This window comes from Allobosea sp. P4_H5 (genome assembly GCF_056400825.1).
In genome coordinates, this window is record NZ_JBFUKM010000002.1 from 433469 (window position 1) to 455261 (window position 21793).

A 21793-nucleotide genomic window follows, 5' to 3' on the forward strand; every position below is an offset into this window, starting at 1 on the left:
TAAACCATATCGCGACCACCATGCGTCCGTGCGATTCCGAGCATGTCGGAAGGCGCTGGAGATGCCGACGAGATGGGTTTGCTGACCGCCTGGACCAATTCGGGCCTGAAGGCGCGCGTGCTCATGCTCGTCCTGGCGACACTGGTCGCGATCGCGGTGCCGGCGTCCGGCATCTTCCTCTGGATGGTCAACGGTACGGTGGTGAAGCTCGGCACGCTCTTCGCCGAGAAGCAGATCCTGTTCGACCGTTATCGCGGGCTGGAAGCGCTGATGCGCGAGGTCTCGCTGGCCGAGACGGTGGCGCGCGCGCCGGTGATCGTCGAATGGGCGCAGGACGAGACCGATCCGGAGAAGGCGAAGCGCGGCCTCGCCGAGCTCGAGCACTACCGGCTCTCCTTCACCGACCGCAGCTACTTCGCCGTCGTCGACAAGAGCGGCCATTACTATTTCAACGACAAGGACAACAGCTACGAGCACAACCGGCTGCGCTATACCGTCTCGCCGAGCGCTCCGCAGGACGCCTGGTACTTCAAGACGCGCGCGCTCGGCAAAGGCTGCCATCTCAACGTCAATCGCGACGAGGTGCTGTCGGTCACCAAGGTCTGGATCAACTGCATCATCCAGAAGGACGGCAAGGTGCTGGGCCTGATCGGTACCGGCGTCGACCTGACCCAGTTCATCAAGGAGGTCGTCGAGTTCCCGCAGACCGGTGTGCAGAGCATGTTCGTCGACCTGCAGGGCGCGGTGCAGGCGCATCGCGATCCGCGCGTCGTCGACTTCCACAGCCTGACCAAGGACGCCACGGCGAAGAAGACGATCTTCCGCCTGCTCGACGAGGAGGGCGACCGCAAGGCGCTTGCCGGGATGATGCAGCGTGTCGCCAAGGGCGAGGCGCTGGTCCTTTCACGTTTCATGCAGATGGACGGGCACGAGGTGCTGGTCGGTGTCGGCTTTCTCGATCGGCTCGGCTGGTTCAACGTCACGGTGATGGATGTCGACGCCATCATCGATCGCAAGCTGTTCGCGCCGATCGCCGGTTTGATCGTGGCGATCCTCATTGCCGTGGCCGGGCTGCTGACCTTCCTGTTCAAGCGCAAGGTGCTCGACCGGCTGGCATGGGTCGAGCAGGGCGTCACCAGGGTCCGCTCCGGCGATTTCACTGCCGTTGCGAAGGAGGACGGCAATGACGAGATCGCCCGGCTGTCGCGCGCCTTCAACGAGATGGCCCAGGCCGTCGGCGACAATACCGGCCGGCTTGAGGCGATGGTGCGCGAGCGCACGCAGAAGCTCGAAGAGCTGGCGCAGCACGACCCGCTGACTTCGGTGCTGAATCGCCGCGGCTTCGAGGAGGCGTTTGCGCGTGAGCAGAACCGGGCGCAGCGCCCTGGCACGGCCTGCGGCCTGATCATCGTCGATCTCGACCGTTTCAAGCTCGTCAATGACGATTACGGCCACCGGGCCGGGGACGAGGTGCTGGTCGCCTGCGTGCGCCGGATGCTCCCGGCCCTGCGCAGCTACGACGCCTGCGCCCGCTGGGGCGGCGACGAGTTCATCCTGCTGATCGGCGATTGCACGCCCCAGTCGCTAGCGGTGATCGCGGGCGAGATCGCGGCGCTGCTGCGCGAGACACCGATCGTGCTCAGCGATGGGCGGCCGGTGCCGATGACGGCGAGTCTGGGGGCCGCCATGGCGCTGCCGGGCGATAGCTTGACCGATGCCGCGGCCCGCGCCGATGCGGGACTCTACCGCGTCAAGCATGGCGGCCGCGACGGCGTTGCGATCGACGAGCTGCAATCCGACGCGGCGTTGCGGCGGGTGGTCTGAGATCTCAGAAGGCCAGCTGCACCTTCATCGCCCTGGACTTGTCGGCGGCGAGGTCGAAAGCCTCGACCGCCCGCTCGATCGGGATCGAGGCGGTGAGCAGCGGCGAGAGGTCGATGCGGCCCGATGCGATCAGCTCGACCGCCCAGTCGAATTCCTCATGGAAGCGGAAGGAGCCGCGCAGGTCGAATTCCTTGGCGACGACGACGTTCATCGGAATCGTGAAATTGCCGCCGACGCCGATCTGGACGATGACCGCGCCAGGCCGCAGCGCATCGAAGGCGCCGGTCAGCGCATGCTGGTTGCCCGAGCATTCGAACATCACGTCGAAGGCGCCCTTTTCGGCACCGTAATCGGCCTTCAGCCGCTCCGGCTCGGCCATCACGTTGATCGCAGTCGTCGCGCCCATCTTCAGGGCGGTCGGCAGCGGACCGTCGACCACGTCGGTGACGACGATCTCGGATGCGCCGGCGGCGCGGGCCGCTACCACGGTCAGAACGCCGATCGGGCCCGAGCCGGTGACGAGGACGCGCTTGCCCAGCAGGGCGCCGGCGCGCTTGACCGCATGCAGGCAGACGGCGAGCGGCTCGGCGAAGGCGGCCTGCGCCGCGCCGACATGCGCCGGCAGCTTCACCGCCTGGCGCTCTTCGATCACCAGGATCTCGCGGAAGCCGCCCTGGACGTGGGGGAAGCGCATGGCGCTGCCGTAGAACAGCATGTCGAGGCAGTGCTGCTGCTGGCCGGCCTGGCAATAGCGGCAGCGGCCGCAGGCGCGGCTCGGATTGACCGCGACGAGATCGCCCGGCTTGACCCGGCTGACCTCGGAACCGACCGCTTCGACGATGCCGGCGATCTCATGGCCGAGGATCAGCGGCTCGCGCACCCGGATCGTGCCGAAGCCACCGTGGAGGTAATAATGCAGGTCGGAGCCGCAGATGCCGCCAGCCTTGATCGCTACCTTGACGCCGAGTGGGCCGAGCTCCGGCACCGCCGCGTCCTCGACCCGCAGGTCCTTCTCGGCATGGATCACGACGGCGCGCATGGCGGAACTCCTGAAAGGGCGACAGCCATGCGGCTGCGGCATTGTCTAATCGTTTTAAACCGCTTACCGAACCCTTGAGACGCTAACAAGCAGCAAGTCGGGCCAAGACCGGGAGGATAGGATGTCGCTCAATCTGTTCAAGCTCGACGGGCGCATCGCGCTGGTCACCGGTTCCGGCCAGGGCATCGGCCTTGCCATCGCCGAGGGCCTTGCCGCCGCCGGCGCCCATGTCGTGCTGAACGGACGCGACGCCGGCAAATTGGAGAAGGCGCGCAGCGCCATCGCCGCCGCCGGCCACAAGGCCTCGATCGCCACTTTCGACGTCACTGACCAGAAAGCCGTCGAGGCCGGTGTCGCCAAGGTCGAGGCCGAGATCGGACCGATCGACATCCTGATCAACAATGCCGGCACGCAGAAGCGCGGCGCCTTCGTCGATTTCCCGGCGGAGGACTGGCACTTCCTGATGGCGACGAACCTGCACTCGGTGTTCTATGTCACCCAGGCGGTCGCCAAGCGCATGGCGCCGCGCGGACGCGGCAAGATCGTCAATATCGGCTCGGTGATGAGCAAGCTCGGCCGGCCGAGCATCGTGCCCTACACCGCCTCGAAGGGAGCGGTCAGCCTGATGACGCAGGGGCTCGCGGCCGAACTCGGCAAGCACAACATCCAGGTCAATGCGATCGGGCCGGGCTATTTCGTCACCGAGCTGAACCAGGCCCTGCTCGCCGACGAGACCTTCTCGAACTGGGTCAAGAGCCGCGCCCCGGTCGGCCGCTGGGGTGAGACCAAGGAGCTGGCGGGCGCGGCGATCTTCCTGTCCTCGGAGGCGTCGGACTATGTCAGCGGCCATCTGCTGATGGTCGATGGTGGTTTGACCGCGGTGGTGTGAGCACGCAGCGTCATGCTCGGGCTTGACCCGAGCATCTCAGGCCGGATAGGGCGCCAAACAGCGCCTCCACGTCCAGAGTTTCTCGGGTCTGCGCTTCGCTTCGCCCGAGAATGACGCGCGTCCGCTTTAGGCCTTCAGGAACGCATTCTGCGGGAACAGGATCTTCCGCGCCTCGTCGTCGACCTCGGTCTTCCAGGCGAATTGATCCTTGAGCGCGACGGCGCGCTGCGCCGCCGGCCGGGCCGAGATCTCGTCGAGATGGCGCCGGACATTGGTGAGCCTGGCGAAGGCCTCGTCGCCGAGGGCGAACTGCGCCCGCGTCGCCCAACCCCAGACCGCCATGTCGATCAGCGTGTAGTCGTCGCCGAGCATGTAGCGATGTTTGCCGAGCTGATCGTCGAGCAGGCCCCAGTGCCGCTCGGCCTCGCGAGCATAGCGGTTGATCGCGTAGGGTACCTTCTCCGGCGCGAAGCGCGAGAAATGCACGGTCTGGCCGGTATAGGGGCCGATGCCGGTGGCGACGAACATCAGCCAGGACAGCATCTGGCCGCGCATCTCGGGCGTGTCGGGCGGCAGGAATTGGCCGATCTTCTCGGCGAGGTAGAGCAGGATGGCGTTGCTGTCGAAGATCCTGACGTCGCCATCGGTCAGGGCCGGGGTCTTGCCGTTCGGGTTGATGGCGAGGAAGTCCGGCTTGAACTGGTCGCCTTTGCGGGTGTCGACCGGCACGAGCTCATAGGGCAGGCCGGCCTCCTCCAGGAAGAGCGCGATCTTCGCCGGATTGGGCGAGGGGTGGTAGTAGAAGCGGATCATCGTTGGTCTCCTGGATGGAAAGGCTCAGCGGCGCGCGGCGACGTAAGGGACGAGCTCGGTCAGGGCCGAGATGGTAAGATCGGCCCCTGCGCTGAGCTGCTCCTCCTGCATGCGCAGCGCCTTGAACAGGCTCTTCGGCCCGATCACGGCTGCGCCGGATAGTTCGTCGCGCAGGGCCTGCGAGGTTACACGCTCGATACGCGCCACGGTCATGCCGTAGGCCTTGGCGCCGGCGATGTCGAAGCCGTTGGAGGAGACGAACAGGATCTCGTCGCTGGTCAGGCCGAGCCGCTTCTCGACCAGGCGATAGCCGCGCGGATCGGGCTTGTAGGTCCTGATCTCGTCGACGCTGATCACGGTTTCCAGCAGTCCATCGATACCGGCCTGCCTGGTGAGATTGATCAGCATGGCCGGGCTGCCATTGGAGAATATGGCGAGGCGTGTCGGGGCAAGGCCATGCAGCGCCGCCAGTGCCTCCGGATAGAGGGCGAGTGCATCATAGGCCGCGGCGATGCGGGCGAGGAGTTCGGGCATCGCCGTGAGGCCGAGCGTCTTCAGCGTGAAATCGAGCGAGGCCTGCGTCACGCTCCAGAAATCCTCGTAGCGGCCCATCAGCGCGCGCAGCCAGGTGTATTCGAGCTGCTTCAGCCGCCAGATCTGAGTGATCGTCTCGCCATGGCCAGGGAAGGCATCCTCGGTGACGCCGGCGACCGATTGCACGTCGAACAGCGTTCCATAGGCATCGAAGACGACGGCCTTGATCGGCATGGTACTTCCTTCCACCACCCATATCGTCATCCCGGGCGACCGAAGGGAGACCCGGGATCCATGCCTGAACCGTTCCGGCATGGATCCCGGATCGGCGCAGCTTCGCCGCTTGTCCGGGATGACCAGCGCTCGGATGATAGCGCTCGCCTTGGCCGCGCGGAGCGTGATATCCGCACAAGCACTTGTTCGCAGACGCACAGGATATACGCGCATGTCCAGCCGCCCCGTCATGCTGATGATCCTCGATGGCTGGGGCTGGCGCGACGACAAGGACAACAACGCGGTCCTGCTGGCGAAGACGCCGAATTTCGACCGGTTCTGGGCTTCGTCGCCGCACGCCTTCCTGCGTACCTCCGGCCTCGATGTCGGCCTGCCCGAGGGCCAGATGGGCAATTCCGAGGTCGGCCATCTCAATCTGGGCGCCGGCCGCGTCGTGATGCAGGACCTGCCGCGGATCAACCAGGCGGTCGCCGATGGCACGCTGAAGCAGGCGCTCGATGAAAGCGGGCTGATCGGCCGGCTCAAGGCGAGCGGCGGCACCTGTCATATCCTGGGTTTGGTCTCGCCCGGCGGGGTCCACGCCCATCAGGACCATGCGGTGGCGCTGGCGAAGCTCGTTGTCGCTGCTGGCGTGCCGGCGGTGATCCATGTCTTCACTGATGGCCGCGATACGCCGCCACGCTCGGCGGCCGAGTATGTCGCGGCGCTCGAAGCTGCGTTGCCGTCTCAGGTCAAGGTCGCGACGCTGTCCGGGCGCTATTACGCGATGGACCGCGACAATCGCTGGGAGCGCGTCGAGCTCGCCTGGAAGGCGCTGGCGCTCGGCGAGGGCGAGCGGATGCCGACCGCCGGCTCGGCGATCGAGGCAGCTTATGCGGCTGCCATCAACGACGAGTTCATCAAGCCGGCGGTGATCGGTGGCTATCATGGGATGGCCGATGGCGACGGCCTGCTCAGTTTCAATTTCCGCGCCGACCGGATCCGCGAGATCCTGGCGCCGCTGCTCTTCGCCGAATTCAGCGGCTTCCCGCGGCCACGCATGCCCAAGCTTGTCGGCGCGGTCGGGATGACCTCCTACAGCTCCGAGCTCGATCCGATCATGCCGGCGCTGTTCGCGCCGCAGAGCCTCGCCAATGGGCTCGGCGAAACCGTGTCGAAGGCGGGCCTGAAGCAGATCCGCTTTGCCGAGACCGAGAAGTACCCGCACGTCACCTATTTCTTCAATGGCGGGCGCGAGGAGCCGTTCGACGGTGAGGAGCGCAGCATGACGCCCTCGCCGAAGGTCGCGACCTATGATCTGCAGCCGGAGATGTCGGCGCCGGAGCTGACCGGCAAGGTCGTCGCCGCGATCGAGAGCGGGCAGTACGATCTCTTCGTGCTCAACTTCGCCAATCCCGACATGGTCGGCCATACCGGCGTGCTCTCGGCGGCAATCAAGGCGGTCGAGACGATCGATACGAGCCTCGGCCAGATCGCTGACGCCATCCTCGCCAAGGGTGGGACGCTGCTGGTCACTGCCGATCACGGCAATGCCGAACTGATGGTCGATCCCGTCACCGGCAATCCGCACACCGCCCACACCACCTTCCCGGTGCCGGTGATGCTGATCGGCGGGCAGGCCAAGGGGCTGGCCGAGGGGCGTCTCGCCGATGTCTCGCCGACGCTGCTCGCGCTGCTCGGGTTGGAGCAGCCGGCCGAGATGACCGGCCAGTCGCTGTTGCGCTGAGCAGAACTCAGGTTGGTGCCATGCCGGGTAGGGTGGCGATCTCCGCCGCCAGGAAATCGATCAGCAGACGGACGCGGGCCACGGCCGCCCGCTCCGGGACGATCAGCATGTTGAGTGGCACGCTCGGCAGGGTGTAGCCGGTCAGGATCGGCTCCAGCTGGCCGGACGCCAGCAGATCGTCGACGAGCCAGCGATGGGTGGGCGCGATGCCGCGGCCGGCGAGCAGCGCCTCGCGCACGGCCAGGCCATGATCGACCCGTAATCGCCCGTCGAAGGGGACGTTGTAATGCTCACCGGCTTTGCCCACGAAGGCGAGCATGGCGCTGCCGGCGACGTTCGTCATGCGGATGCCCTGATGCCTGGCGAGGTCGTCCGCTGAGGTCGGGATGCCATGCCGGGTCAGATAATGCGGCGCGGCGACGAAAAGCCTTTGCGATCGGCCGAGAGGCCGCAGTTTCAGCGTGCTGTCGGCGAGCGGGCCGAGGCGGATGGCGATGTCGATGCCCTCGCGGACGAGGTCGATGCGCTCGTCGCTGAGGCTGAGGTCTATATCGATCCCAGGGTGCCGATCCTGGAAGGCGAAGAGCAGCCGCGTGACATGCAGGACACCGAAAGAGGCGGTGCAGGAGAGACGCACCGTGCCGGCAGGGGCGTCACCGGCGCTGCGGGCCTCGTCGCTCGCCTGCTCGACCAGGCGCAGGATGGCGAGGCAGTTCTGATAGTAGCGGCTGCCTTCCTCGGTCAGCGTCACCCGCCGTGTCGTGCGGCTGAGCAGGGCGATACCGAGCGCGTCTTCCAGCTCGTTGAGATGTCGCGTCACCGTGGATTGGCCCAGGCCGAGCTCGCGCGCCACCGCCGAGAGGCTGCCGCGCTCGGCGACGCGGACGAAGCTGCGCATGCGTTCCAAGGTGATGTCTGATTTATCCATAAAACGGCACAATCATATCCATTGCACCGTTATAGTACAGAAGCGGAACAGCGCCTAGCTGGAAAGCCTCATCCTCTCGGAAAGGCTCCGCCATGAAGGTCCTGCTTGTTTTCGCCCATCCCGAACGCCGCTCGCTCAACGGCGCGCTGCGCGACGTCGCCGTTGCCGAACTGGAGGCCCAGGGCCATGAGGTTCGCGTCAGCGATCTCTATGCCGAGGGCTGGAAGTCAGAAGTCGATCGCGCCGATTTCCCGAGCTGGCCGGATGGCGAGCGTTTTGCCGCCGGCGCCGCCTCGAAGCAGGCCTTCGGCGAGGGTACGCTGACCGCCGACGTCAAGGCCGAGATCGAGAAGCTGCTCTGGGCCGACACGCTGATCCTGCAGTTCCCGCTGTGGTGGTACACGATGCCGGCGATCCTCAAGGGCTGGGTCGACCGGGTCTTCGCCTATGGTTTCGCCTATGGCGTCGGCGAGCACAGCGACAAGCGCTGGGGGAATCGCTTCGGCGAGGGCACGTTGGCGGGCAAGCGGGCCATGCTGCTGGTCACGGCCGGGGGCTGGGAGCAGCACTACTCGCAGCGCGGCATCAACGGGCCGATCGAGGACCTGCTGTTCCCGATCAATCACGGCATCCTCTACTATCCCGGCTACGAGGTGCTGCCGCCTCACGTCGTCTACCGGGTCGACCGCTTCAAGGAGGCGGATTTCGAGCGGGAGGCCGAGCAGCTGCGCGAGCGCATGCGGACATTGGAGATGACTGCGCCGATCCGCTACCGCCGCCAGAATTTCGGCGACTACCTGATCCCGGCGATGACCTTGCGGCCCGAGCTGGGCGAGCCGGAGGCGCGCGGCTTTGCGCTGCATGTCGATGCCACGCTGACGGTCTGATCGCGCGGTGGAACTCATCAGGCGTGAGGCGGTTCTTCTCCCGGGAGGATCGCCTCATGCCGAACACGCGCGAGAATCGCCTGACCGATACCCCCGCCGCTTTCGTGACCGCGCCGCGCCCCGGCCAGTCCGGCGCGCCTGAGCAGCGGCGGGCCGGCCCCAATCCCCGCTCCGCCCATCCGACTGGGCCGCATGCCCCTTACGAGCCGGACGACCCCGATGGCCTGGCGGCCGGCAAGCATCAGCGCGAGGACGTCGCCGGCAAGCGCTGACGCGTCGGGCCCACGGCTAGGCGGCCCATGCAAGGCCGGCGTTGTCCCGCGCGGTCAATTCATCATGCTCAGGTCGTTCCGCTGAGCGCGATCGCGCAGCGATGGTTGCGGCGCTGAAAAGCCGGCCGGACATCCTCGTGGCAAGATAAATCGAACTATCGTTCGGTTTAATATTTAAGCGATGACTATGGAATTTCAGCTTGAACGGAAAGGTTGTCACCTTGATCCTCGGCGCAAGGGAAAGTAGTGACGGCAATCATGCGCTTCCGGGATGGACGCATGGTCGACCCGAAAGGGGGCGGGTCGTCGCGAATGCTGGGGACGGGCGGATCCAGGATGAAAGCGCGCAATGCGGGAAGGCCAGTGGCGGCCGGTTCGGCGACGACGAAGCAAAGGACGATGCGGGACGAGATCCTCGACGCGGCGGCGGAGATCATCGTCCGCGAGGGCTATGACGCCTGTACGATGCGGGCGGTTGCCGCGCTGGTCGATATGAAGGCCGGCAGCCTCTATTACCATTTCAGGTCGAAGGACGAGATCGTCGAGGAAATCCTCAACCAGGGCATCGAGACGCTTTATGCTCGCCTGGCGGAGACGATGCGTGGCCTGCCGAAGGAGGCTCCGTTCGCAGACCGGCTGTCCGCGGCGGTCGGGGTGCATGTTTCGAGCCTGGTCGGCAAGGACCAGAAGTACATGCACGTCTACGAGCACCTGCCGCCGATTATCAAGCGGCGCAGCCGCAAGATGCGCGAGAAATACGCCCAGCTCTGGCACGATCTCTTCGCCGGCGGCGTGGCCAGTGGAGAAGCCGCGAATGGGCAGGATCTGCAGCTGCTGGTGCCGTATTTCCTCGGTGGGCTGAACCGCGTGCCGGAATGGATGCGCGCCAGCGGCGCCAGCAGCGAGCAAGTCGCGGCGCTGGCCATCGCGACCCTGCTCGACGGGATCAGGGCCGGGCGGTAGAGCATGCTCGGCTTTTGAGCCTGCGCGAATTCTTGTCGCTCGACCGGTTCCGGTCGAACGGAAAGCGCGCTAGCAGATGACAGCGCAGCTGTGCCGATGCGGCTGCCGATGCAGGAAGCCGTGCCCGAGCCCATGTCCGAGACCTTCGCCATCAGCCTGAACGGCACCACCGATCTGCCCGCCGGCAAGATCGCCGCGATCGTGACCTCGCTCGAGATGTTGTCCGCGCCGGAGCGGCGGGCCGACCCGCCAGGTGTCGAGGGCTTCTCGCTCGAGGAGATCGGGCGCGAGGACGTGGCGCGCTATCTGGCCGTCTATCGCCTGCTCGGCGAGCGCTGGATGTGGTTCAGCCGGCTGGTGAAGCCGGTGGCCGAGCTGCAGGCGATCCTGGCCGATCCGCTGGTCGAGTTCTTCGCGGTCCGCTTCGGCGGGCGCGATGTCGGCCTGCTCGAGCTCGATTTCCGGGTGGAAGGCGAGGGCGAGCTTGCCTTCTTCGGCCTCGACGACAGCGTCGTCGGCAAGGGGGCAGGGCGCTGGCTGATGAACCGGGCGCTGGAGCGCGCCTGGGCCAGGCCGATCGGCCGCTTCTGGGTGCACACCTGCACGCTCGACCATCAGGGCGCAGTCGAATTCTACCAGCGTTCAGGTTTTTCGGCGTTCAGGCGCGGGGTCGAGGTCGTCGACGATCCGCGCCTTGGCGGGGCGATGCCACGCAGCGCCGTCCCGCATTGTCCGGTGATCGAATAGAGAGCGGGCCCTCAGGCCCGCGTGCGCAGGCCGATCGAGTCCATCATCGCCTGGTCGCGGGCGGCCTCGGCGGCACGCTCGGAGGCGCGCTCGCGATCGTCGAGGATCTCGACCTTCTTCATGTCCTCGAAGGCTTCCTGCAGTTCGCCCTTGGCCTCGTCGAGCTGGCCCTGCAGGTTGTCGGCGGACTGGCGCAGGTTGTCGCGACGGCCGAGCGCCGCCTTGGCATAGGTCGGATAGGCGAAATGGGCCGGATCGGAAATGCCGGCGCGCGTCTCTTCATTCTGGATCTCTCGGTCGAGATCTCCAGCCATGCGGTTGAATTCCGCGATCATCATCTCAATCTGGCTTACCCGGCGGCGCTTCTCGTCCACCTGGAAGCGTTTGAGACGCAAAAGGGTCTCTCGCGACTTCATGTCGTGCCGAACTCCTGATTACGCATGAGCCCGTTCCGGCCTGCTTGCATCGCAAGCCGACCGGTAGAACGGTCTCCAACTTTAGCTCAGAGACGGATTCACCGATCGGGTTGGACCAACCCGATCGGATCCGGCTCTGATGGCGTCCCGACCCCTCGGTTCGCCACCGGAACACTTCCGCGAGACGAAAAGTACAATGGGGCAAGGAGGTTGATCGTTCCTTACCAGGATCGTTCGCTTTCGATGCATGCGAAGGGTGCGTGCCGTGCTCTGCCGGCGGAGCACGGCACGCGCTAATCTCAAGCGAATCAAAACAAGGGGCGCGCATGCCGGCGCGCCGGACACGTCCTTGCCCGCCTCGCGCCGCCTCCCCGAATACAGCCTGCTGCTCGCCGGCCTCGCCCTGACGCGGATCATCGGCTGGGGCTCGATCTATTATTCGCCCTCGGTTCTGGCGGTATATCTCGAACGCGATATCGGCCTCAGCCCGACAATCGTCTTTGGTGGCATCACCATCCTCTTGGTGATCGGGGCGGTGATCTCGCCGATGCTCGGGCGCCATCTCGACCGGCGCGGGACACGCCTGGCGATGGCGCTGGGCGCTGTGATCTCCGCTGTGGGCCTTGCGCTGCTAGCGCTGGCGCAGGGGCCGATCAGCTATCTTGCGACCTGGCTCGTCATCGGCGTCGGCCATGCGATGCAGCTTGCCAACACCGGCAACGTCACGGTGGCGCAATTGATGGGCGAGCGTACCCGCCGTGTCATCGGGTTGATGATGCTGGTGACCGGCCTCGCTTCCAGCGTGTTCTGGCCGCTGGCCGCCTGGCTCAGCGCCGATTATGGCTGGCGTGCCTGCCTTTTCGTGTTCGCCGCGATCCAGCTCGTGATCGTGCTGCCGATCCACCTCGCGATCCCGGCCTACCGTGCCAAGCCATTGGCCGACCCCGGCCCATCAGCCGCGCCGGCCGAGGAGCAGGGCAGGGTGCCGCCCGGTCAGCGGCGGCCGATCTTCTGGCTGCTGGCGTTGAGCTTCTCGGCGAGCGGGCTGGTCTCCTGGGGACTGCCGTTGCACATCATCGGGTTGATGCAGGGTGCGGGGATCAGCGGCGCGACCGCGGTGATGATCGCTTCGCTGAGCGGCCCTGCGACGATGGTGGCCCGAGCCGTCGATGCGGTGGCGGGCGAGCGCCTTCCGGTCGAGAAGGTGGCGCTGGCGGGGCTCGTGTTTGGACCGGTAGCCTGCCTGCTGCTGGCGCTGGCGCCGGGATCGAGCATGGTCGCGATCGTCTTCGTCATGCTGTTCAACGCCGCGATGGGTGTGATCGCCGTCGCGCGCGCGACCCTGCCGCTTTCCTTGTTCGGCCGCCAAGGCTTCGGTGCGATGCTCGGCCGCCTGACCGTGCCGCAGAACCTGACCTTCGCGGCCGCGCCGCTGCTGTTCGCGCTGATGATCGAGCGATTGGGAGCGCCCGGCACGCTCTTGGTGTCGGCGGCGATCCAGAGCCTTGCTCTGCTTGCCATGATCGCGCTGGTGCGGCGGCTGCGGAGTTGAGCTCGTCTCGGAAAAGACACGGCCGGCTGCGCCACTGACACGATCGTGCGTGGGCGTGCAGCGCGCGCCGACCTATCACGCTACCCTTCCAGATGAGAGCCAGCACAAGACCAGATGCTTTCCCACTCGATGACCCGTCGCCTCGCTTTGCAGGCCTCGCTCGGATTGCTCGCAGGGCCGGGTTTGGCTCAGGCGCGGCTGCCGCAATTCCGGACGGCGCGCTACCAGTTCATCGAACTCGTTCCGGTCGAGCCGATGGCGCCGCTCACCCTGCAGGGTCTCGACGGCAAGCCCGCCATCGCCAGGCCGGTGCCGGGCAAGGTCAACCTGATCTATCTTTGGGCGACCTGGTGCCCGGTTTGCCGAATCACCTTGCCGCGCTTCGAGCGGCAGCTCGCCGGACTCAAGGCGCGCGATGTCGAGATCGTCTCGATCAGCACCGACGAGCGCGAGTTGGCCTATGTCGGGGAGTATCTCAAGCGCCTCGGTGTCAGGCGCCTGCCGGTCTTCTACGATCGCGGTGGCAAGGCCATCGCCGGATCGGGGGCAGGGCAGCCACTGTCGACAGCCGAAGGATTGCCGGTGATCTATGTCACGGATCGGCGCGGCGGCGTGCGCGGCTACATGCTCGGCGAGGCGGACTGGGCTTCGCCTGCGGCGCTGGCGCTGCTCGACCATGTCGGGACGCTGTAGTGCCGCTCACATCCCCATGATTCGGGCGAGCCGGGCATAGCCGTCGCCCAGCGGGGTCGCTTCGTCCTTGGCCTGTTTCAGGAAGGCTTCGAGCTCGGGATTGAGCCGGATCGCCTCGTCGACCTCGGCCGAGGCGCCCTGGCGATAGGCGCCGAGCCGAATCAGTTCCTCCATGTCGGCATAGGTCGCGAGCGTGGCGCGGGCTTTCTGCACGACCGGATAATAGAGCGGGTCGCAGGAGCGCGGCATGGTGCGCGACACCGATTTCAGGATGTTGACCGCCGGATAGCGGCCGCGCTCGGCGATCGAACGCTCCATGACGATATGGCCGTCGAGGATGCCGCGCACCGCGTCGGCGACCGGCTCGTCATGGTCGCCGCCATCGACCAGAACGGTGAAGAGGCCGGTGATCGCGCCGTCGCCGGTACCGGGGCCGGCCCGCTCGAGCAGGCGCGGGAGTTCGGCAAAGACGGTCGGGGTATAGCCTTTGGTCGTAGGCGGCTCGCCGGCAGCGAGGCCGATCTCGCGCATCGCCATGGCGAATCGCGTGACCGAATCCATCAGGCACATCACCTGCAGGCCCTGGTCGCGGAAGAATTCGGCGAGGGTCAGCGTGGTCAGCGCAGCCTGCTTGCGCATCAGCGCCGGCTCGTCCGAGGTCGCGACGACGACGATCGAGCGGGCAAGCCCGTCCGGCCCGAGATCATCCTGCAGGAACTCCTGGACCTCGCGGCCGCGCTCGCCGACGAGACCGATGATATTGACGTCGGCACGCGCATAACGCGCCAGCATCGACAAAAGCACCGATTTTCCGACGCCGGAGCCGGCGAAGATGCCCATGCGCTGGCCGAGGCAGCAGGTCAGGAAGGTGTTGAGGGCGCGCACGCCGAGGTCGAGCGGCGGGCCGACGCGGCGGCGAGAATGGGCCGGCGGCGGGTCGTTGCGGAAGGGAATGGTGTGCTCGCCCTGCGGCAGTGGCGGCCCGCCATCGACAGGCCGGCCCAGCGCATCGACGACGCGGCCGAGCCAGGCCATGGTCGGGCGCAGGCCCGCGACGGTGCGGTCGACATAGGCAGGGCAGCCGCGGCGGACGCCGTCGAGGCCGCCAAAAGGCATGACCAGCGCCTTCTCGCCGGAAAAGCCGATGACTTCGCAGGGGACACGGACGCCGGCAGCGATCTCGATGCCGACCCGGCCACCCAGGCTCATCGCCGCGATCGGGCCGGAGACTTCGACGAGCAGGCCGCGCACGGCGGTGACGCGACCATAGACGGACGTCGCATCGAGCTCGCCGATCATAGTGGCGAGTGTGGATAACCGGTCCTGGCCTGGTCGTGCGCCGTTCATGATTCGCTGCCGTTTACCTTCCATTAAGCGGAGTGATTAACACTACGTTTCGAAGCCGCGTCGGAGAGCCGGGCGATCAACGCCTGTTTTCTTCGACGCGAGCTTACGCGAAAGGTGCTTTCGCGGCCGAAGCTCGAACGATCCGTGTCAAATTCGACTCACCTCGACAAGGATCGTCAACCTTCTGCCAAGAAGCGCTTGCGCCCGGGAATCAGGGTTTGTTAACCATTTCCCCGTAGCGTGTCGCGTGGCGTTTCATCGGGCAAGCGTTCGTCCCCAGGACTACGAGGGTCTTGGGTGGTTCAACGGGATCGCTGGCCTCGGGGCGAAATTGGGGACGTGACATGCGGGTTCTGCTGATCGAAGACGATAGCGCGACCGCTCAAAGCATCGAGCTGATGCTGAAGTCCGAGAGCTTCAACGTCTACACGACCGATCTGGGCGAAGAGGGTGTCGATCTCGGCAAGCTCTACGATTACGACATCATCCTGCTAGACCTGAACCTGCCGGACATGTCGGGCTACGAGGTGCTGCGCAGCTTGCGCGTCGCCAAGGTCAAGACGCCGATCCTGATCCTCTCCGGCCTCGCCGGCATCGAGGACAAGGTGAAGGGCCTCGGCTTCGGCGCCGACGACTACCTGACCAAGCCGTTCCACAAGGACGAGCTCGTCGCCCGTATCCACGCCATCGTGCGCCGCTCGAAGGGCCATGCCCAGTCGGTGATCACGACCGGCGACCTCGTCGTCAACCTCGACACCAAGACCGTCGAAGTGGATGCAGCGCGGGTGCACCTGACCGGCAAGGAATACCAGATGCTGGAGCTGCTCTCGCTGCGCAAGGGCACGACCCTGACCAAGGAAATGTTCCTGAACCACCTTTATGGCGGCATGGACGAGCCCGAGCTGAAGATCATCGACGTCTTCATCTGCAAGCTCCGCAAGAAGCTCGCCAACGCCTCCGACGGCAAGAACTACATCGAGACGGTCTGGGGCCGCGGCTATGTGCTGCGCGAGCCCAGCGAGGTGGAAGAGCGCATTCCCGCCTGATGCCAGTCATCACGGCGTCATGATCGACGCCCAAGAGTTAGATCGCCTGATCGTCGGATGTACACGACAGGTGAACGGGGACCCCGCCGCGAGGCGGGGTTTTTGTTTGCGCTTGCCAATCGCGTCATTCCGAGGCTTTGCGCTGCCGCGAGCCCGGAAGCCAGATCCGATGTCGGTCGTCATGGTGGCGTTGCGGCAGGTGCGCTTTTTCCGGCCCGGTCTCGGCTCTGAGGGGCCGAGCTCAGCCCTGGAACGCCGGGGTGGGCTTGATCCATAAAAACGGGCCCGAAAGCCGAGATGCTCAGGGCCGCGCGATTTTCCGCGAGGAGAATGCGTTGCTTGTCTCGGCAGGGGCGGGGAAGGTCGGCCGCCGAGCCTGCAGGGACGATGCGGCGTCGCGGTAGATGCCCCGGTGCTGCGGGTCAGGCACCAGGGTCGTGGTGATGCCGATAACAGTCTCGGCCGCGCCGAGGATGAAGGCGCCGTTTCGGGCCAGCCGCTCGGCGAGCGCCGCCATGACCCGCGCCTTGGTCGGGACATCGAAGTAGATCAGCACGTTGCGGCAGAAGATGACGTCGAACTGGCCGAGCTGATGGCTCGGCTCGAGCAGGTTATGCTGCCTGAGCTTGACCATGTCGCGGACGCGCTCGGACAGGCGCCATTTGTCGCCCTCCTGCCGGAAATGCTTGAGCAGGAGCTGGATCGGCAGGCCGCGCTGGACCTCGAACTGGCTGTAGAGCCCCTGGCGCGCCCGGTCGAGCACCTCGACGGAGATGTCGGTGCCGAGGATCTCGATCGTCCAGCCGGCGAAGCGGTCGGCAGCATCGTCGAGCAGCATGGCGAGCGAATAAGCTTCCTGGCCGGTCGAGACCGCCGCGCACCAGATGCGTAGCGTCCGGCTCTCGGCATTGGCCGCGAGCTTCTCCGGCAGGACGACGTCGCGGAACAGGTCGAAAGGCATGCGGTCGCGGAAGAACAGGGTCTCGTTGGTCGTCATCGCCTCGATGACGGCGGCCTCGAGGTCGGAGGCGGGGCTGGTGCGCAGCTGAACAACCAGCGCCGTAATGCCGGCGATGCCACGGCGCCGGCAAAGCATGCCAAGGCGGCTCTCGACCAGATAGCGCTTCTCAATGCTGAGGAAGAGGCCGGAGCGCCGCTGCAGCAGGACGCGCAGGAAGTCGAAGTCGAGTTCGGTCATGCGGGACGGCTCCCGCCGACGAGCGTGCGGATGGCGGGGCCGATGCCGCCGAGCGGCAGCACGGCGCTGGCCTGGCCGGCGCGCACCACCGAGCCCGGCATGCCCCAGACCGTGCTCGATAGCTCGTCCTGGGCGATGACGGCGCCGCCGGCGCGGCGCAGGGCGGTCGCACCATCGGTTCCGTCACTGCCCATGCCGGTCATAATCAGGCCGAGTGCGGCCGGGCCGAGATGGCGGGCGGCTTCGGCGAAGAGGACGTCGACCGCCGGGCGGCAGAAGTGTACCGGCGGGCCATCGCCGATGCTGGCGACGATGTGGCCGAGCTTGCGCTCGATGCCGAGATGGCGCCCGCCCGGCGCGACATAGATCGTGCCGCGGGCGAGGCGCTCGCCGTCATGCGGCTCGCGCGTCGGCACGCCGAGCTGAAGCGCGATCTGGTCGGCGAAGGAGGCCGTGAAGAGCGGCGGCATGTGCTGGACGATCAGCGTGGTCAGGCTGGCGAGGGCCTCGCCTAGGTCGCCAAGCACGCGCGCGACCGCTCGCGGCCCGCCGGTCGAGGCGCCGATCACGAGATAGCGCGGCATCACCGAGACCAGCGAGCGCAGATCGGCGACCCCGTTCGGCATTGCGCTGGCTGAGCCTGCGTCGGGTGCTGCCTCGCCATTGCGGAGACGGGACTGAGCGATGCTGCCGAGCTTGCCGAGCAACTCGCTGCGGAAGTCCAGGGAGAGCGTCAGGCCGCTGCGGCTGTCGGGCTTGGGTAGAACGTCGATGGCGCCCATGTTCATGCATTGCAGCGCCAGCTGCGCATTGCGCTCGGTGAGCGTGGTCGTCAGCAACACGGCCGTCCGCGGACTTTCCTTGACGATTCGCGGCAGTGCTTCGACGCCGTCGAGCACCGGCATGTCGAGGTCGAGCACCATGATGTCGGGATGGTGGCGCCCGGCATGCTCGATGGCGGCCTCGCCATCACCCGCGACGCCGACGACATGGAAGCGGCCGCTCTCGCCGAGCCAGCGCGCGAACAGGCCTCGCACCACGACGGAATCGTCGGCGATCACCACGGTGCTCGGGCGCGCTGCTGGCCGGTCGGCGAAATGCGGCGTGGCGATCATGGGGCACGCGATGGGAGAGCGGGACTGTCGGATGCAGCTCGGACTCTAGAGCAGACCGACCTGGTGGAACTTCGAAGCGACTATCTCCTTGTCGAACGGTTTCATGATGTACTCGTCAGCGCCGGCATGCATGGCGCGGGCGATGTGAGCGATGTCGTTCTCGGTGGTGCAGAACACCACTTTGGGCCGCTTGCCGCCGGGCATCTGGCGGAGGTTCCGCAGGAAGTCGTAGCCGTCCATGATCGGCATGTTCCAGTCGAGCAGGATCGCGTCAGGCATCTCGCCCTTGCAGGCGTCGATGGCGCGCGCGCCATCCTCCGCCTCGGCGATGCGGAACTGCAGTCCTTCCAGGATACGGCGGGCGACCTTGCGGATGACCGCGGAGTCATCGACGACGAGGCAATATTTCATGACATGGCTCCAGGCGGCGGATCGTCAGGCGGCGATCGGCAATTCGATGTTGAGGACGGCGTCGACGTCGATGACGACCAGGAGACGATCGTCGAGGCGGTGGACGCCCTTGGCGATGGCCGCCCAGGCGCGGTCGAGATGGATCGGCACCTGCTCGAAGGTCGCGCGGCTGAGGCGCATCACCTCGCCGACGGCGTCGACGATCAGAGCGAAAGCCTCGCCGCCCTGATCGAGTCCGACCGCGGTGAGCTCGTGTTCTTCGGTGCCGCTCGGCATGGCGCCGGTGTCGGCATGGCGCATGCGCCGACGCATGCAGATCGCGGTGACGACGCGTCCACGCAGATTGATCAGGCCGACGATCTCGTACGGGGCCAGCGGCACCGGGGTGATGCGCGTGGCGATGAACACGTCCTGCACGCGCCCGATCGGCAGGCCGAGCAATTGCCCGCCCACAGTGACGGTGACGTAGTCGAGCGAGTCCTCGAAGGCGGCAAGATCGGACGGGCTGTCCTCACGCGGCTCGGTCATGCGGCTCGCCTCAGTCTGGGACGGGTTTCAGCCAGCTCGGCGATCAGCGCGCGCCGGTCGAACTTGGCGACGACCTCGTCGAGCTGCGCGTGGATCGCGGCCACATGCAGTTCGGGGGTCGGCAGGCTTGTCAGGCCGATGATGCGCAGGCCGACGTGACGGTCTTCGCCCCGCAGCCGCGCGGCCAGGGCAAAAGCCGCGTCGGCGTCGCGATCGATGTCGATGACGACGGCGTCGAGCGTGGCGCTGCCGGAGGCAAGACCGGCGGCCATGGCGGAATCCGAGGCGTAGATGACCCGCAGGCCCGCCGCCTTCAGCACGGGGGCGAGCATCTCGCGCAGGAATTCGGAGGGCTCGACCAGCAGGACGCGTGGCGAGCCGGCCTCACCGCGGCGCAGGTGCAACCAGTTGGGGTTGGCTTTCGGCAAATAGTGCGCGAGATCGAGAATCTCGGTGGCGCGGCCCCGGATGATCGCCGAGCCGAGCAGCCCCTGCTCGGGCATGGCCAGCATCTCGATGTCGAGCACCTCGTCGACGATGTCGACAATGGCGTCGACCGCCAGCGCCATGCTGAAATCGCCCTCGGAGAAGATCACCATCGGCTGCAGGCCGGTTTGGCGGAGGGCGCAGCCCTCGACCGGGACGACCGGCATGAGCCGTCCGCGGTAATTGAGCAACGCGCGTCCGCCGCCGTTCTCGAACAGCCCGGCTTCGACCTCCTCGAGCCGGGTGACGAGGGAGAGCGGCACGGCCTTCACCGTGTCCTTGCCGGCCCGGAAGACCAGCATCGTCGTGCGCTCGACGGGAGAGCCCATCTCGACGGGATCGTCCGAGGTGATCTCGTCCTGCGCCGCCGCTACGCCGACGAGGCGGGCGACGCCGTTGGGATCGACGATCAGCACCACGGCGCCGTCGCCCAGGATGGTGTTGCCCGAGAACAGCGGGATATGGCGCAGCCGCGTCGACATCGGCTTCACCACGATCTCCTCGGTGTGGAACACCGATTCGACGAGGATGCCGAACTGGCGCTCGCCGATCTGGGTCACCACGATGAAGCCGTCATCGGCGATGGCCGCGTCCGTCGTCCGGTTCATCACCCCGGCCAGCGCGATGATCGGCAGCAGCCGCTCGCGCAGGCGCAGTACGGGCGCGTTGTTGATGCGCTCGATGCGGTGCTCGCCATTGGCCTTGACGCGCACCAGCTCGCGCACGACCACCTGGGGAATGGCGAAGCGCTGCCCCTGGGTCGCGACGATCAGAGCCGAGACGATCGCGAGTGTCAGCGGGATCTTGATCGTGATCGTGGTGCCGGTGCCGGCGATGCTGGCGATGTCGATCATGCCGCCGATCGCGTCGACATTGACCTTGACCACATCCATGCCGACGCCGCGCCCGGAGATGGCGGTGACGGAATCGGAGGTCGAGAAGCCGGGGTGGAAGACGAAGCGCAGCAGCTGCGACTCGCTCATCCGCTCAGCTTCGGCCTCGGTCGCAAGGCCTCGCTGGATCGCCTTGCTGCGAATGCGGGCGACATCCATGCCGCGGCCGTCATCCGAGATCGCGATCGTGACCGAGCCACCCTCGTGATAGGCGGAGACGCGGATCGTGCCGGTTGCCGATTTGCCCAGCGTGGCGCGTTCCTGCGGCTCCTCGATCGCATGGTCGGCGCAGTTGCGCACCATGTGGATGAGGGGATCCTTGATCAGGTCGAGCAGCTGGCGGTCGAGTTCGGTCTCGGCGCCCTCCAGAACGAGCTCGATTTGCTTGCCGAGATCGGTGGAGAGGTCGCGGACGATACGCGGCAGCTTCGACCAGGCGTTGCCGATCGGCTGCATGCGCGTCTTCATCACGCCGTCCTGTAGTTCGGCGGTGATGAGCGAGAGCCGCTGCAGCGGCGCCTTGAGGCCGGCATCCTCCTGCCGGCGGGCGATCTCGAGCAGCTGGTTGCGGGTCAGTACCAGTTCCGAGACCATGGTCATCAGATGTTCGAGCGTGTCGACATTGACGCGTAGCGTCGCCGGGCCGATCGCCCTGGCGTCGCGGATGGTCTCGCCATGGGCCATGCCGGGCTGGTCGAGTGGGCTCGGCGCAGTTCGGAAAACCAGGTCCATCTCGTCCTGGATCGAGCCGGGGGCGGGCGGGATGGCCGCTTCTGTCGATCTCGTTTCGGCCGTGCGGGCGAGATAAGCGGCGACGGGATCGAGCGAAGCCTGCGGCTGCCGCCTGGCCAGCTCCTGCTTGGCCCGTTCCGCCAGGCCGCGCAACTCGTCGATCAGCTGGCCGTCATGGCCCGGCGGCTCCTGGCCCTTCTCGGCGAGCTCGGCCATGATCTCCTTGATCCGGTCGATCGTCTCGAGGATTGCGGTGACGGCGCTGGAGGAAACGCTCGCGCCGTCCCGGAACTGGCCGATGACGGATTCGGCCGCATGGGTCAGCGCCTCCAGCCGCGGCAGGCCGATGAAGCCGCAGGTGCCTTTGACCGTGTGGACGAGCCGGAAGATATTGCGCAGGATGTCGCCGTTGTTCGGCTCCTGCTCGAAGCGGACGAGCTCCCGATCGACCATGTCGAGGTGCTCGCCGGTCTCTCCCAGAAACTCTTGCAGCAACTCGTCCATGTAAGGACCGCTCACT

At 66.5% G+C, this 21793-nt stretch carries 21 protein-coding genes; 10 read left to right on the top strand and 11 right to left on the bottom strand.

Annotated features, from left to right (window positions below):
- Nucleotides 1–42 precede the first annotated feature (42 nt).
- A complete protein-coding gene (locus AC1DS0_RS06060; protein ID WP_476813469.1) occupies nucleotides 43–1824 on the top strand; it encodes a sensor domain-containing diguanylate cyclase in 1782 nt (593 codons plus the stop codon).
- A 4-nt stretch (nucleotides 1825–1828) separates the two neighbouring features.
- Here AC1DS0_RS06060 and AC1DS0_RS06065 read toward each other — a convergent pair whose 3' ends face one another.
- A complete protein-coding gene (locus tag AC1DS0_RS06065; protein ID WP_476813470.1) occupies nucleotides 1829–2863 on the bottom strand; it encodes an L-idonate 5-dehydrogenase in 1035 nt (344 codons plus the stop codon).
- A 121-nt stretch (nucleotides 2864–2984) separates the two neighbouring features.
- Here AC1DS0_RS06065 and AC1DS0_RS06070 point away from each other — a divergent pair, with 121 nt between their 5' ends.
- Entirely contained in the window at nucleotides 2985–3752 is a 768-nt protein-coding gene (locus AC1DS0_RS06070; RefSeq protein ID WP_476813471.1) for a glucose 1-dehydrogenase, read from the top strand.
- 126 nt (nucleotides 3753–3878) lie between these two features.
- Here the strand turns inward: AC1DS0_RS06070 and AC1DS0_RS06075 are convergent, their stop codons facing one another.
- Nucleotides 3879–4565 carry a glutathione S-transferase family protein gene (locus AC1DS0_RS06075; RefSeq protein ID WP_476813472.1) on the bottom strand — a complete coding sequence of 229 codons (687 nt, stop codon included), beginning with the start codon at nucleotides 4563–4565 and terminating at the stop codon, nucleotides 3879–3881.
- A 24-nt stretch (nucleotides 4566–4589) separates the two neighbouring features.
- Entirely contained in the window at nucleotides 4590–5333 is a 744-nt protein-coding gene (locus AC1DS0_RS06080; RefSeq protein ID WP_476813473.1) for a haloacid dehalogenase type II, read from the bottom strand.
- A 211-nt stretch (nucleotides 5334–5544) separates the two neighbouring features.
- Here AC1DS0_RS06080 and gpmI point away from each other — a divergent pair, with 211 nt between their 5' ends.
- The gene (gpmI, locus tag AC1DS0_RS06085) at nucleotides 5545–7059 is read left to right on the top strand and encodes a 2,3-bisphosphoglycerate-independent phosphoglycerate mutase (protein WP_476813474.1); all 1515 of its coding nucleotides are present in this window, start codon (nucleotides 5545–5547) and stop codon (nucleotides 7057–7059) included.
- 7 nt (nucleotides 7060–7066) lie between these two features.
- Here the strand turns inward: gpmI and AC1DS0_RS06090 are convergent, their stop codons facing one another.
- Nucleotides 7067–7987, bottom strand: coding sequence for a LysR family transcriptional regulator (locus tag AC1DS0_RS06090; RefSeq protein WP_476813475.1), 921 nt, complete (start codon nucleotides 7985–7987; stop codon nucleotides 7067–7069).
- Between the two features lie 92 nt (nucleotides 7988–8079).
- Here AC1DS0_RS06090 and AC1DS0_RS06095 point away from each other — a divergent pair, with 92 nt between their 5' ends.
- From AC1DS0_RS06095 to AC1DS0_RS06110, 4 genes are all read left to right on the top strand, one after another.
- Nucleotides 8080–8874: an NAD(P)H-dependent oxidoreductase gene (locus AC1DS0_RS06095; RefSeq protein ID WP_476813476.1), complete on the top strand. Its 795-nt coding sequence runs from the start codon at nucleotides 8080–8082 to the stop codon at nucleotides 8872–8874.
- Nucleotides 8875–8930: 56 nt separating this feature from the next.
- A complete protein-coding gene (locus tag AC1DS0_RS06100; RefSeq protein ID WP_476813477.1) occupies nucleotides 8931–9146 on the top strand; it encodes a hypothetical protein in 216 nt (71 codons plus the stop codon).
- A gap of 279 nt (nucleotides 9147–9425) precedes the next feature.
- Nucleotides 9426–10109, top strand: coding sequence for a TetR/AcrR family transcriptional regulator (locus tag AC1DS0_RS06105; RefSeq protein WP_476813478.1), 684 nt, complete (start codon nucleotides 9426–9428; stop codon nucleotides 10107–10109).
- Nucleotides 10110–10241: 132 nt separating this feature from the next.
- Nucleotides 10242–10856 (top strand): GNAT family N-acetyltransferase, encoded by a 615-nt coding sequence (locus AC1DS0_RS06110; protein WP_476813479.1) that lies wholly within the window; start codon nucleotides 10242–10244, stop codon nucleotides 10854–10856.
- 11 nt (nucleotides 10857–10867) lie between these two features.
- On the opposite strand, the gene fliJ is transcribed toward AC1DS0_RS06110, so the two are convergent.
- The gene (gene fliJ, locus AC1DS0_RS06115; RefSeq protein ID WP_091839090.1) at nucleotides 10868–11272 is read right to left on the bottom strand and encodes a flagellar export protein FliJ; all 405 of its coding nucleotides are present in this window, start codon (nucleotides 11270–11272) and stop codon (nucleotides 10868–10870) included.
- A gap of 349 nt (nucleotides 11273–11621) precedes the next feature.
- Between fliJ and AC1DS0_RS06120 the strand changes: the two genes are divergently transcribed.
- Both AC1DS0_RS06120 and AC1DS0_RS06125 read left to right on the top strand, forming a co-directional pair.
- Nucleotides 11622–12824 carry an MFS transporter gene (locus tag AC1DS0_RS06120; protein WP_476813480.1) on the top strand — a complete coding sequence of 401 codons (1203 nt, stop codon included), beginning with the start codon at nucleotides 11622–11624 and terminating at the stop codon, nucleotides 12822–12824.
- Nucleotides 12825–12938: 114 nt separating this feature from the next.
- Nucleotides 12939–13517, top strand: a complete 579-nt coding sequence (locus AC1DS0_RS06125) for a TlpA disulfide reductase family protein (protein ID WP_476813481.1) — start codon at nucleotides 12939–12941, stop codon at nucleotides 13515–13517.
- Between the two features lie 6 nt (nucleotides 13518–13523).
- Here AC1DS0_RS06125 and fliI read toward each other — a convergent pair whose 3' ends face one another.
- Complete coding sequence (gene fliI, locus AC1DS0_RS06130) at nucleotides 13524–14816, bottom strand: flagellar protein export ATPase FliI (RefSeq protein ID WP_476813557.1); 1293 nt, start codon at nucleotides 14814–14816, stop codon at nucleotides 13524–13526.
- 392 nt (nucleotides 14817–15208) lie between these two features.
- Here fliI and ctrA point away from each other — a divergent pair, with 392 nt between their 5' ends.
- Nucleotides 15209–15910 (top strand): response regulator transcription factor CtrA, encoded by a 702-nt coding sequence (ctrA, locus tag AC1DS0_RS06135; protein ID WP_103873732.1) that lies wholly within the window; start codon nucleotides 15209–15211, stop codon nucleotides 15908–15910.
- Between the two features lie 301 nt (nucleotides 15911–16211).
- Here the strand turns inward: ctrA and AC1DS0_RS06140 are convergent, their stop codons facing one another.
- From AC1DS0_RS06140 to AC1DS0_RS06160, 5 genes are read right to left on the bottom strand one after another with little or no spacing between them, the layout of a single operon-like run.
- Nucleotides 16212–17108, bottom strand: coding sequence for a CheR family methyltransferase (locus AC1DS0_RS06140; protein ID WP_476813482.1), 897 nt, complete (start codon nucleotides 17106–17108; stop codon nucleotides 16212–16214).
- Nucleotides 17105–18223: a chemotaxis-specific protein-glutamate methyltransferase CheB gene (gene cheB / locus AC1DS0_RS06145; protein ID WP_476813483.1), complete on the bottom strand. Its 1119-nt coding sequence runs from the start codon at nucleotides 18221–18223 to the stop codon at nucleotides 17105–17107. Before cheB ends, AC1DS0_RS06140 begins: the two co-directional genes overlap by 4 nt.
- A 45-nt stretch (nucleotides 18224–18268) precedes the next feature.
- A complete protein-coding gene (locus AC1DS0_RS06150) occupies nucleotides 18269–18634 on the bottom strand; it encodes a response regulator (RefSeq protein ID WP_057190702.1) in 366 nt (121 codons plus the stop codon).
- Nucleotides 18635–18658: 24 nt separating this feature from the next.
- A complete protein-coding gene (locus AC1DS0_RS06155; RefSeq protein WP_476813484.1) occupies nucleotides 18659–19162 on the bottom strand; it encodes a chemotaxis protein CheW in 504 nt (167 codons plus the stop codon).
- A complete protein-coding gene (locus AC1DS0_RS06160; protein ID WP_476813558.1) occupies nucleotides 19159–21777 on the bottom strand; it encodes a hybrid sensor histidine kinase/response regulator in 2619 nt (872 codons plus the stop codon). Before AC1DS0_RS06160 ends, AC1DS0_RS06155 begins: the two co-directional genes overlap by 4 nt.
- Nucleotides 21778–21793: the final 16 nt, after the last annotated feature.